We start from the raw sequence: 12,725 nt of genomic DNA on the forward strand, positions 1-12,725 counted from the left end.
CCGCTATAACGGTCTGGAAACATCAGAACGGATACAGCCACGGCACCATCACTACGCTGACAAGCATCACCAGTACGGTAAAGGGGACTCCCATACGCACAAAGTCCCCGAATTTATAGCCGCCCGGCCCCATCACCAATGTATTCACCGGTGACGATACGGGCGTCATAAAGGCGGCAGATGCCGCAACGGCGATGATCATCGCAAAAGGGTAAGGTGACACGCCCATTTGCTTCGCCGCGGCAATCGCAATGGGCGCCATCAACACCGCCGTCGCCGTGTTGGAAATAAACAGGCCAATCACGGCACACAGCACGAATAAGCACACCAGCATCACATGCGGCCCGGCATTCCCGGCAACATCCATTAGCCCTTTAACAATCAGCGCAACACCGCCAGTTTGCTGTAACGCCAGCGCAAACGGCATCATCCCGACGATAAGAATAATGCTCGGCCAGTGAATCGCTCGATAGGCGCTTTCCATGTCGATACAGCGGAATTTGCCCATCAGTAAACAAGCGATCAGCGCGGCAACTGCATTCGGTATTTCGTCCGTCAGCATCATCGCTACCATCAACGCCAGGCAAAACAGCGCGTGTGGAGCCTGACTTACCGCGGGGGCAACGTCATCAACTTCGGCAGGAAGATTAAGCAACAGGAAGTCATTTTTCTGCGCATGCAACTGCCGAATCATGCGCCAGTCGCCCATCACCAGCAGAATATCGCCGAGTTGGAGCGGTTCATCGGCGAGGATACCTTCCATCGATTCACCTGCCCGGCGAATCCCCACGACGCTAAGGCCATAACGGCTACGAAATCCAACATCGTAAAGCGTTTTCCCTAAGAGTTCGGAATCGGGTATGAGAGAGACTTCCGCCATCCCCACATCACGCGCCTGCTCAGAGAAATACTCACCGCGCAGCACCATCGGTTCAAGCCGCTGCGAAGTGAAAAATTCGCGTAAATCCACCTCAGATGCCGACATATCAATCAGTAAGACATCATTCAGGCGAAGTTCGGTATTGCCTGCCACGCTGATCATTACGCGGCGAAATTTACGCCAGCGCTCAATCCCGACTACATTCGCCCCAAAACGCTGGCGCAGACGTAGATCATCCAGACGGTGGCCGATAAAAGGTGACCCTGGTCGAATTGCCAACCGACGCGCCCGGCCCGTCAGTCGGTAATCACGAATCAGATCGCGAAACGTTCTTCTCTTCCACATCTCTTTTGCGGTTGCCGTCTCAGCGTCGCCAAGCCAGTAGCGCGCCACCATCATATACGCCACGCCCAGCAGCAGCACGACCATCCCTATCGGCGTCACGCTGAAGAACCCGAAGCCCGCAACGCCCTCGCGCATCAGTTCGCTGCTCACCACCATATTCGGCGGCGTCGCCACCAGCGTCATCATGCCGCTAATCAACCCAGCAAAGCTCAGCGGCATCATCAGCCTTCCGGGAGAAATTTTCATCCGTGCAGAAACACTCAGTACCACGGGAATAAAAATCGCGACAACGCCGGTGGAACTCATGAAAGCACCCAGCAGCGCAACGGTGACCATCAGTAAGATCAGCATCTTTATTTCACTGCTGCCCGCAACGCGAACCAGCCACTCACCGACCTGATAAGCGACACCGGTACGAACCAATCCTTCACCAATCACAAACAGGGCAGCAATCAATATCACATTAGGATCGCTGAACCCTACCAGCGCTTCAGATAGCGCTAGCGTACCGCTCAATACAAACGCGATAATGACCAACAGCGCTACGACATCCATGCGTAATTTATTAGTGGTAAACAACACAATGGCGATCAGCAACAGGGATAAAACCCAGAGAAGTTCGCTATTCAAAACGGTTCCCCTGACAGAAAGGTACATGTTGGGAGGTGTCGGTTTCAGCACGCTACAAAAGGGAAGCCAACGCCCATTCAGCTTGAAGTATGACGGGTATAGTCTGCCATAAAAAAACCTCGCGGATGCGAGGTTTGATCATATTTAGTCACAGTTTTGTCATTATGTTACAGACAGCCTACTGGCACAGAAGCACCTTAGCACCGTTCGGTAATTGTTCTATTTCTATCTGCTCCAGCGAATCAAGAATCAGATCGACCTGATCCAGTTTCGGCGTATCCGCTGGCGCTTTCACCGCGATGACTTTGCAGCCAGCCGCCAGACCCGATAGCACGCCCGCTGGCGCATCTTCAACGACCACACACTCTTCCGGTTTAAGCCCTAGTTGCTGTGCGCCAAGTAAATAGGCATCAGGGTTAGGTTTACCTTTGGCAACCTGCTCCGCCGTAATAAAGGCGCGAGGTGCAGGTAGTTCTCCGCGTTGATGACGTGCGCTGGCAATCGGCACCGTGCCAGATGTCACAATTGCCCAGGGGATATCCAGCGCATCTAAACGTTCCAACAGCGCCTTCGCTCCAGGCATGGCAACAATACCTTGCGTATCAGAAGCCTCTGTTTTCTCCAGCGCATCAAACTCCTGTTGAATCGTTTCTTCGCTCTGCCCCTGAAGAAAGTGACGCAAGGACGTAATTGCCTGCTTACCATGAATAAAGTCGAGCACTTCCTGTGGTTCAATATCGTGATCTTTTGCCCAGTTAATCCACGCGCGTTCTACAGCAGGCAGTGAATCAACTAGCGTACCATCGAGGTCGAACAGAAAACCTTTACACTCCACAGAAAGCCCCTTTTTCATTATCAGGCGTTGATGATCTGTGCGATCTCAACCGCACTCAAGTGATACTGGCGCGGGCAGGACTGCCAGACAGCCAGCATTCTGTTGTACTTTTCCCACATTTTCGTCTGGGCGTTAAAACCATGCGTGCCCGCATCAAAGTGAGGATAGCGACCTTCTACATGCACCATAAAGCGCACAAAACCGAGGTAACGCGCTTCCGTTGCGGCATCAAAGCCCAGGAAGGTCAGGCGTCGTTCATCCAAATCCTGCTTATCTTTCAGATTGGTCCACGACACCTGCAAAGCATGATGCATTTCCATGACGTTAATAATGGTGCGGCAAACCTCTTCAGTCAGCTCACCAAACTCACGGTCCAGTTCACGCATCTGCAAGCCGTAACCACGCTCGATGATCGTTTGTAGCCGACGATAGCGCTCAGCATTATCTGGATCGAGCATCGTCATCATTTTGTATTGGTTTGAAAGGATCAATCTCTGGGCATTCGTCATTTCCATGTTGCTCTCCTGAACCCTCTTTGGTGTAAGCCAATGTCACTAAATAGGTATGAACCGCAGAATCGCATACTGAATCGTGTCACGATAGCGGTAGCCGCCGCTTCTTTGATTTGAAACAGGGGAAAGAACAAAATAGCCATCAACCCGCACACAGCCTGACGCCGATCACAAATCATCAAGGAAGGTTTTATCAAGCTGGTTAAATGCACGTTTCAGCACATCAGCCAACGTTTGGTAAGTGGGTGCTTCTTCCAGAGGGGCTAATGCCTGACCCGACTCCAATAGCTTATGGCGAATTTCATGAAACCACTGCGCCAACGTCGGAGGTAGAGGAGTAACAGAGCGGCGACCAAGCCACCAGAGGCCCTGCAACGGCAGGCTACAGGCAAAAAGCGCGGTGGCGATGGCCGGGCCGAGCTGGCCACCGAGCGCAATCTGCCACGTTAAGGTAAACACCGCCAGTGGCGGCATGATGCGAATACCGAACCGCGTCGCTCGCGCCACACGATTTTCAGGAAATAGGGGTGCCAACTGCTTTTCTGCTGGCCACGTCTTCATGTAATGCTGCCCACGTTGGAGTAACTGTAGCCAACTGATTCTACTGTCTGGTTTCGTCGCCATAGCCACACCTCAACTTTACAGATAAAAAATAAAACTTTTGAACAAATCAACAACTCAAGTTGATAAGGTTAAAATATATTTTGTGTTTAGCCTACGCTATCGGTATCCTAAACCGGCCTTTTGGCCGCTGTATACCTAAAGTAGTATGACTACACGCAAGGAGTATAATTCCCTTCGCGATACAAACGCAGCCAACGGCCATAACGCGGTTATCCATCGCTTTAAAAGCTGCGGTTTACATTAGGTCGCTGTCGCATTGTTGTAGCGATAACTCGATATAACATACGTCATAGTATCGACCCTATTTCACCATTGTGTCTGGTGTATCACACCAAGGTATGATGTTAATCATAAATGCCAGTGGCGGCATGCGATACGCTATGCCCTGTATGACATTTTTTTAACCATGTATAACAAGTAGGTACTTCCATGTCGAGTAAGTTAGTACTGGTTCTTAACTGCGGTAGTTCATCCCTGAAATTCGCGATCATCGATGCGATTAACGGAGAAGAGTACCTGTCTGGTTTAGCCGAGTGTTTCAACCTGCCTGAAGCCCGCATCAAATGGAAAATGGACGGCGGTAAACAAGACGCCGAACTGGGTGCCGGTGCAGCTCACAGCGAAGCGCTGAACTTCATCGTTAATACCATTCTGTCTCAGAAGCCAGAGCTGTCTGCTCAGTTGGTTGCTATCGGTCACCGTATCGTTCACGGCGGTGAGAAGTTCACCAAATCCGCGATCATCACTGATGATGTTCTTCAGGGTATCAAAGATTCCGTACCTTTTGCACCTCTGCACAACCCGGCGCACCTGATCGGTATCGACGAAGCACTGAAATCTTTCCCGCACCTGACTGATAAAAACGTCGCTGTTTTCGACACCGCGTTCCACCAGACCATGCCGGAAGAATCCTACCTTTATGCACTGCCGTACAAACTGTATAAAGAAAACCACATCCGTCGTTATGGCGCTCACGGCACCAGTCACTACTTCGTTTCCCGCGAAGCCGCAAAAGTGCTGAACAAGCCGGTAGAAGAGCTGAACGTCATCACTTGCCATCTGGGCAATGGTGGTTCCGTTACTGCAATCCGTAACGGTGAATGCGTTGACACCTCTATGGGTCTGACCCCGCTGGAAGGTCTGGTGATGGGAACGCGTTCCGGCGATATCGATCCCGCCATCATTTTCCATCTGCACGACGCACTGGGTATGGATGTTGCGAGCATCAACACTCTGCTGACCAAAGAATCTGGTCTGCTGGGTCTGACTGAAGTAACCAGCGACTGCCGCTACGTTGAAGATAACTACGAGACGAAAGCAGATGCTAAACGTGCAATGGACGTTTACTGCCACCGCCTGGCTAAATACATCGGTTCTTACGCTGCACTGATGGAAGGCCGTCTGGATGCCGTAATCTTCACCGGTGGTATCGGTGAAAACGCAGCAATGGTTCGCGAACTGTCGCTGAAAAAACTCGGTCTGCTGGGCTTTGACGTCGATCACGAACGCAACCTGGCTGCACGCTTCGGTAAAGGTGGCAACATCGCTAAAGATGGCACCCGTCCGGCGCTGGTTATCCCGACCAATGAAGAATTGGTCATCGCCGAAGACGCTTACCGTCTGACCGCGTAAAACACGTAACTCCCAACACCGTCAGCCAAGGCTGACGGTGTTGTTTTGACTAACGAGCAACCGTAAAGAGGTTCGGCCGTGTCCCGTATAATCATGTTGATCCCCACTGGCACCAGCGTTGGTCTGACAAGCGTCAGCCTGGGTGTCATCCGCTCCATGGAACAAAAAGGCGTTCGCCTGAGCGTGTTCAAACCTATCGCCCAGCCACGCAGTGGCGACAATACGCCAGATCAAACCACCACCATTATTCGTGCTAATTCCGCCATCAACGCCGCCGAGCCGCTGGCAATGAGTCGCGTTGAAGCTTTGCTGAGCTCCAACCAGCAAGACGTGCTGATGGAAGAAATCATCGCGCGCTACCACGAAAATACCAAAGATGCTGAAGTCGTTCTGGTTGAAGGTCTGGTTCCTACGCGTAAGCACCAGTTTGCTAACGCGCTGAACTATGAAATCGCCAAAACGCTGAACGCAGAAATCGTCTTCGTACTGGCGCTGGGTAACGATTCCCCGGCACAGCTGAAAGACCGCATCGAACTGGCACGTTCCAGCTTCGGCGGCAGCAAAAACAAAAACATCACTGGCGTGATCATCAACAAACTGAATGCGCCAGTAGACGATCAAGGCCGTACTCGCCCTGACCTGTCTGAAATCTTTGATGACTCCACGAAAGCCAGCGTTGCCAACATCGATCCTAAGCAGCTGTTTGCTAACAGCCCGCTGCCAGTTCTGGGCTGCATTCCGTGGAGCTTCGACCTGATTGCCACGCGCGCCATCGATATGGCGAAGCACCTGAATGCCCGCATCGTCAATGAAGGTGATATTCAGACGCGTCGCGTTAAGTCTGTAACCTTCTGCGCACGCAGCATTCCTCATATGCTGGAGCATTTCCGTCCGGGTTCACTGCTGGTGACTTCCGCTGACCGCCCTGACGTTCTGGTTGCTGCTTGTCTGGCTGCCATGAACGGCGTGGAAATCGGTGCCCTGCTGCTGACTGGCGGCTACGAAATGGACCCAAGCATTGCCAAGCTGTGCGAACGCGCCTTCCAGACTGGCCTGCCAGTATTCATGGTTGACACCAACACCTGGCAGACCTCACTCAGCCTGCAAAGCTTCAACCTTGAAGTACCGGCTGATGACCGTCAGCGTGTCGAGAAAGTGCAGGAATATGTCGCACGCCACATCGACACCCAGTGGATCGATTCCCTGAGCGCTGAGTCTGAGCGTTCACGTCGTCTGTCTCCGCCAGCGTTCCGCTACCAGTTGACCGAATTGGCACGCAAAGCGGGCAAACGTATCGTTCTGCCAGAAGGCGATGAACCACGTACCGTTAAAGCCGCATCTATCTGTGCTGAACGCGGTATTGCACACTGTGTACTGATCGGTAACCCAGAAGAGATTCAACGTGTTGCCGCGGCTCAGGGCGTAGAACTGGGCAAAGGCATCGAAATCGTCGACCCGATTGTCGTACGTGAGCGCTATGTTGCACGTCTGGTTGAACTGCGTAAGAGCAAAGGCATGACCGAAGTGGTTGCGCGCGAACAGCTCGAAGACAACGTGGTTCTGGGCACACTGATGTTGGAACAGGGTGAAGTTGACGGTCTGGTTTCTGGTGCCGTTCATACCACCGCTAACACCATCCGTCCGCCGTTGCAGCTGATCAAAACCTCACCAGGCAGCTCGCTGGTGTCTTCCGTGTTCTTCATGCTGCTGCCTGAGCAGGTTCTGGTCTACGGCGACTGCGCCATCAACCCAGATCCAACCGCAGAGCAATTGGCTGAAATCGCTATCCAGTCTGCTGACTCCGCTATCGCATTCGGTATCGACCCACGTGTTGCAATGATCTCCTACTCTACCGGTAACTCCGGCGCGGGTAGCGATGTTGAGAAAGTGCGTGAAGCGACCCGTCTGGCGCAGGAAAAACGTCCTGATCTGGTCATCGATGGTCCGCTGCAATACGACGCCGCTATCATGGCAGACGTTGCACAGTCCAAAGCACCGAACTCACCTGTTGCGGGTAAAGCTACCGTGTTCATCTTCCCTGATCTGAACACTGGTAACACCACGTACAAAGCGGTACAGCGTTCTGCCGACCTGATCTCCATCGGGCCAATGCTGCAAGGCATGCGCAAACCGGTTAACGACCTGTCTCGTGGCGCACTGGTAGACGATATCGTTTACACCGTCGCTCTGACCGCAATTCAGGCTACACAGCTCTAATCTATATCCTAAATAATTCGAGTTGCTTGAAGGCGGCAACTGCGCGAATCCCCAGGAGCTTACTCAAGTAAGTGACTGGGGTGAGTAAAGGCAGCCAACGCACAATCAGCTTGAAGTATGACGGATATATTCAGATTAATTCTGTTATCTTCTATGCCAGCCTCAGGGCTGGCATTTTTTATTGTTATCCGCACGAAAAATCACACCACGCAGACACAAAAACAACCATAAAACAGGGTCGATGGATGACTGTAATACAACGAGTAGATCAACACTTTCAGCAGCAATTGGAAAAAGGGATCACACCTTCATCGCCAAAAGGGTTAGCCCGTTTTTTTATTGAATTTCTCTATTTCGGCGTCAAAGAAGCTCGCGCCTGTCTCTTCGTTGGTCTGTTCTTTCTTGCGGTTTTCAGCGTGCCGAAAGCGGGATGGTTTTCTATCCCGCGTTATGATTTGCTACTGATATTCGCCATTCTGATTCAGGGATGGATGGTTGCCAGCAAATTGGAAACCTGGGACGAGTTAAAAGCCGTTACGTTGTTTCATCTCGTGGGTTTTGCGCTGGAGGTCTTTAAAACCTCATCGGGTATTCGTTCCTGGTCTTATCCTGATTTCGCCTATACCAAGGTATTCGGTGTGCCACTGTTCGCCGGATTCATGTACGCCTCTGTAGGTAGCTACATCATTCAGTCATGGCGATTGTTTGATCTTAAAATTCGCCATCACCCGCCCTACTGGCTAGCGACGCTGGTTGCGCTACTTATTTATGCTAATTTCTTCACCCACCACTACATCGGCGACTATCGCTGGTACATCGCCGCACTAGCCGTCGGGCTCTATGCGCGGACCACCGTCATTTTCACGCCTTACGATCGAGAACGACGAATGCCGCTGTCATTGGCTTTTATTCTGATCGGATTTTTCATCTGGCTGGCTGAAAACATCAGTACGTTTTTCAGTATCTGGCGCTATCCAGAACAGCTCGGTGCCTGGTCGATGGTTCACGTAGGAAAATGGAGTTCGTGGGCTTTGCTGGTGATCATGACGTTCACCATCGTAATTTACCTGAAGGACATCAAAAAGAGTATTCATGTTCCTGAGTGATGCACTGCGCGCCATCATCTGGAAATATACGCCGCTGCGGGGAAAAGCAGCGGCGAGGTAGGGATTTAACTGATGTTAGATTATTTCTGCGAATCAGCTTCCGATGACTCAACGTTATTGTCGTTTTCATCATGAATATCTTCACCATGAATGCTTTCATCATGAGTACTTTCATCATAAACAACAGACGTCGCAGAAGCTTCTACCGCTTCGTTCAGCTTACGTGAAATCGGCTTACCATATTCCTGATCGCTATAGCGCGTCAGCCACAGCGACAGGGCTTTCAGGGAATCCGGCGTAAATTCATCGCAGCGTGCCGTGATTTCTTGCGGCGTCAGCCAGCTGACTTCATCAACTTCTTCTTCCTGTAGCGCGAACGGCCCGTGGGTGACGCAGCTAAATAACCCGCCCCACACTCGGCAATTTTCGCCTTCGTAATAGAACAAACCGTGTTCCGCGAACGGCACGCCAGCAATGCCAAGCTCCTCTTCGGCTTCACGACGCGCGGACTCCAGCATCTGTTCACCGCTTTGCACCACACCGCCTGCTGTTGCATCTAGCCAGCCTGGATAGAAGTCTTTGATTTTCGTTCGACGCTGCACCAGAATCTTACCCATGCCATCATGCACAACAATGTAAGTAGCGCGATGACGAAGACTCTGAGCACGCATCTGCTGACGACTTGACTGAGCAATTACCTCGTTGTTTTCATTGACGATATCAACCCACTCTGTGCCTGCTGCTTGACTTTGTTCCGCCATCCTCTGAAACCCTTTAGTATTGGCACGTTGCTACGCGCGTCTGTTTTAAATGATCGATCTTTGCTGCGAATATTCTCTGCTACCTTGCCATGATTCAAGGTCAAAAACAGGATATACGCTAAATTAGTGCCTAATCACGACCTGTGCAATAGGCTCACCACTGTGTAGCGGCAGAACCCGCAGCTTGTCTTGTTCAAGTAAACCGTAGCTCGCGGGGTATCCCCCTTTCGGCAAACTCACTGAACCGGGATTAAAAAAATAATATTCACCGCGTTGCTCAGCAACCGGAATATGGGTGTGGCCATATACCAGCACATCCCCCGCGTGTAACGGCGGTAGATTATCTGGATGATAAAGATGACCGTGCGTCAGGAAAAGGCGATTCTGCGGCAATAGCACATGTTGCCACGGTGCCGTTATCGGAAAGCTCAAGAGCATCTGATCAACCTCGCTGTCGCAGTTCCCCCGCACGGCAATGATGCGTGACGCATAATCGTTCAATCGAGCAGCCACTTCCGCAGGCTGATACTTTTCCGGCAGCGGGTTGCGCGGGCCATGATTGAGAAAATCGCCCAGTAAAATAAGCCAGTCAGCATGACTCTGCTCAAAGATCGCCAGCACCCGCTCCGTCGCACTGAGAGAACCGTGTATATCGGACGCAAACATCAATTTCATCGCTTATCCTCGCAACGTTTATATCAACCATGTTGTATCCACAACACCCTCATCCGTCATCGCGAGTAGTCTATCAAAGTTGGCAGAGTGCTTCCGGTAAAGATCGTGCAACGACGTGCGGCATTGCTTATTTTTCACCCGTAGAAGTGGTAGGGTAAGAGCCCGTTCCCCAATACGCTATTCTGACAGCATATCGCTCTCTGAGGCGATCAACTGCCATACAGTTCCATGATGTTTTTCTGAATTAAAACGGAGACTTGATTCATGATTGACCTGTATTACGCACCAACCCCTAACGGGCACAAGATCACCCTATTTCTGGAAGAAGCTAATCTCCCCTACCAACTCCACCGCGTAAACATCAGTAAAGGCGAACAGTTCAAGTCGGAATTTTTGGCTATCTCGCCTAACAACAAAATTCCCGCGATTGTCGACACGCAGCCAGCGGAAGGGGACACACCGATTAGCCTGTTTGAATCTGGGGCGATCCTACTCTATCTGGCGGAAAAACATGGCGTGCTGCTGAGTTCGTCGCTACGTGAGCGTACAGCCACGCTACAGTGGCTGTTCTGGCAGGTCGCTGGTTTCGGACCGATGCTGGGGCAGAATCATCATTTTAACCACTATGCACCTCAGCCAGTGCCTTATGCCATTGAGCGCTATCAGCAGGAGACACAGCGTCTGTATCGCGTGCTGGATAAACATCTGCAAGACAGCCCTTGGCTAGCCGGTGAAAATTACAGTATTGCCGATATTGCGACCTACCCGTGGGTCGTGCCTTATGCCCGCCAGCGCGTCGACCTTGATGATTACCCGGCGGTAAAAGCGTGGTATACGCGCATTAGCGATCGCCCGGCAACGCAGAGGGCTTACCAGCTAGCCGAGCTGTAAAATTCTGGCGCATCTCATTCGGCCTTTGGGTATCTTCTGTTATGGTAATCAACATATTGTTGTTAATGATACTGTTACCAACAAGCAGCTTACCTGTTAACGATATCCATGACGCTGCGATTTATTCGCAGTAACAGAAGCAACCGAGGGCCGAGCAATGCCATATCATCATTCTGACGCCATTATTCGTATAAAGAATCTGCGGCTGCGCACCTTCATCGGTATCAAAGATGAGGAAATCACGAATAAGCAGGATGTGATCATCAACGTTGTGATTCACTACCCAGCAGAACAAGCGCGTAACAGCGAGAATATCGCTGATGCGTTGAACTACCGCACCATCACCAAAAATATCATTCGCCACGTGGAAGATAACCGCTTCGCTTTGCTGGAAAAATTAACGCAAGATGTGCTCAACATCGCCAGCGATCACGACTGGATAACCTATGCTGAAGTAGAAATAGATAAACCGTTTGCCCTGCGATACGCCGACTCGGTTTCTATGACCCTGCGTTATCACAAGGCATAAAGTTCATATACTCTAAATAATTCAAGTTTCAGGAAGGCGGCAAGGGAAGGAATCCCGATGAGCTTACTCAAGTAAGTGATTCGGGTGAGTGAACGTAGCCAACACACATGCAACTTGAAGTATGACGAGTATAAAGGGGAGAGCGATGCAACTACTTATAACAGGCGGAACTGGCCTTATTGGCCGCCATCTTATCCAACGATTACAGCTGCTTTCCCATCACATCACGGTACTGACACGCGATCCTGAGCGCGCACGAGGTGTTCTCGGCAATCAGGTGGAATATTGGTCAACGCTGAGTAATATCACCTCACTGAACGACTTTGATGGCGTCATCAATCTAGCGGGCGAACCTATCGCCGATAAACGGTGGACGCCACAACAAAAGCAGCGTCTGGCACAGAGCCGCTGGAGCATCACCGAGCAGCTTGCCACGCTGATTAAAGCCAGCAGCGAACCACCCGCCGTTTTCATCTCAGGATCTGCTGTCGGATACTATGGCGACCAAGGCGAAGCGCTGGTCACGGAAGGTGAATCCCCTGTCGATGAATTCACACACCACCTGTGCGCCCGCTGGGAAGCGCTGGCGCAGTCTGCCGAAAGCGATAAAACTCGGGTCTGCTTGCTGCGCACCGGTATTGTTCTTTCGGCACAGGGCGGTGCGCTGGCAAAAATGCTGCCGATTTTCCGCCTAGGTCTCGGCGGGCCGATGGGTTCCGGCAAGCAATATATGCCATGGATTCATATTGATGACATGGTTAACGGCATTATCTATCTGCTGGACCAGCCAATATTGCGCGGTCCCTTCAATATGGTTGCGCCCTATCCGGTTCACAATGAACAATTTTCCGCCATGCTGGCACACGTATTGGATCGCCCCGGCTTTCTACGAGCGCCCGCTTTCGCGATCAAACTACTGATGGGAGAAGCCTCGACGCTGGTGCTAGGTGGACAGCGCGCCATCCCACAGAGATTAGAGGCCGCAGGCTTTGGTTTCCGTTTCTTTGAACTGGAAGAAGCCCTGCAAGACGCCACCAAAAAACTGGGCTGACCCAGTGCTGAGAGCAGTGATAATGGATAGATCGTAA

At 51.5% G+C, this 12,725-nt stretch carries 12 protein-coding genes; 6 read left to right on the forward strand and 6 right to left on the reverse strand.

Features of this window, described 5'->3' with window-relative positions; genetic code table 11:
* Positions 1–22: 22 nt before the first annotated feature.
* The 4 genes from GZ59_RS14645 to yfbV all read right to left on the reverse strand — a co-directional run bounded on the left by GZ59_RS14645 (position 23) and on the right by yfbV (position 3,826).
* Entirely contained in the window at positions 23–1,855 is a 1,833-nt protein-coding gene (locus tag GZ59_RS14645; RefSeq protein ID WP_039292786.1) for an SLC13 family permease, read from the reverse strand.
* 178 nt (positions 1,856–2,033) lie between these two features.
* Positions 2,034–2,690 (reverse strand): sugar phosphatase, encoded by a 657-nt coding sequence (locus GZ59_RS14650; RefSeq protein WP_039292790.1) that lies wholly within the window; start codon positions 2,688–2,690, stop codon positions 2,034–2,036.
* A gap of 20 nt (positions 2,691–2,710) precedes the next feature.
* Positions 2,711–3,205 (reverse strand): YfbU family protein, encoded by a 495-nt coding sequence (locus tag GZ59_RS14655; protein WP_005969861.1) that lies wholly within the window; start codon positions 3,203–3,205, stop codon positions 2,711–2,713.
* A 165-nt stretch (positions 3,206–3,370) separates the two neighbouring features.
* On the reverse strand, positions 3,371–3,826 hold the full coding sequence (gene yfbV / locus GZ59_RS14660) for a terminus macrodomain insulation protein YfbV (protein ID WP_011094563.1): 456 nt from the start codon (positions 3,824–3,826) through the stop codon (positions 3,371–3,373).
* Between the two features lie 429 nt (positions 3,827–4,255).
* Between yfbV and ackA the strand changes: the two genes are divergently transcribed.
* The 3 genes from ackA (at position 4,256) to GZ59_RS14675 (ending at position 8,781) form a co-directional block, all read left to right on the forward strand.
* The gene (gene ackA, locus GZ59_RS14665) at positions 4,256–5,458 is read left to right on the forward strand and encodes an acetate kinase (RefSeq protein ID WP_011094564.1); all 1,203 of its coding nucleotides are present in this window, start codon (positions 4,256–4,258) and stop codon (positions 5,456–5,458) included.
* A 78-nt stretch (positions 5,459–5,536) separates the two neighbouring features.
* Positions 5,537–7,675 (forward strand): phosphate acetyltransferase, encoded by a 2,139-nt coding sequence (gene pta / locus GZ59_RS14670; protein ID WP_039292793.1) that lies wholly within the window; start codon positions 5,537–5,539, stop codon positions 7,673–7,675.
* 245 nt (positions 7,676–7,920) lie between these two features.
* A complete protein-coding gene (locus GZ59_RS14675; RefSeq protein ID WP_011094566.1) occupies positions 7,921–8,781 on the forward strand; it encodes a DUF817 domain-containing protein in 861 nt (286 codons plus the stop codon).
* An 80-nt stretch (positions 8,782–8,861) separates the two neighbouring features.
* Here the strand turns inward: GZ59_RS14675 and yfcD are convergent, their stop codons facing one another.
* A complete protein-coding gene (gene yfcD, locus GZ59_RS14680; protein ID WP_080641339.1) occupies positions 8,862–9,542 on the reverse strand; it encodes an NUDIX hydrolase YfcD in 681 nt (226 codons plus the stop codon).
* Between the two features lie 123 nt (positions 9,543–9,665).
* A complete protein-coding gene (yfcE, locus tag GZ59_RS14685) occupies positions 9,666–10,217 on the reverse strand; it encodes a phosphodiesterase (protein WP_039292797.1) in 552 nt (183 codons plus the stop codon).
* Between the two features lie 264 nt (positions 10,218–10,481).
* Between yfcE and yfcG the strand changes: the two genes are divergently transcribed.
* From yfcG to GZ59_RS14700, 3 genes are all read left to right on the forward strand, one after another.
* The gene (gene yfcG, locus GZ59_RS14690) at positions 10,482–11,108 is read left to right on the forward strand and encodes a GSH-dependent disulfide bond oxidoreductase (RefSeq protein ID WP_039292800.1); all 627 of its coding nucleotides are present in this window, start codon (positions 10,482–10,484) and stop codon (positions 11,106–11,108) included.
* A 157-nt stretch (positions 11,109–11,265) separates the two neighbouring features.
* Positions 11,266–11,637 (forward strand): dihydroneopterin triphosphate 2'-epimerase, encoded by a 372-nt coding sequence (gene folX, locus GZ59_RS14695; protein ID WP_039292803.1) that lies wholly within the window; start codon positions 11,266–11,268, stop codon positions 11,635–11,637.
* Between the two features lie 145 nt (positions 11,638–11,782).
* Entirely contained in the window at positions 11,783–12,688 is a 906-nt protein-coding gene (locus GZ59_RS14700) for a TIGR01777 family oxidoreductase (RefSeq protein ID WP_039292806.1), read from the forward strand.
* Positions 12,689–12,725 lie beyond the last annotated feature (37 nt).

It is taken from the genome of Pectobacterium atrosepticum, assembly GCF_000740965.1.
Lineage (GTDB): Bacteria > Pseudomonadota > Gammaproteobacteria > Enterobacterales > Enterobacteriaceae > Pectobacterium > Pectobacterium atrosepticum.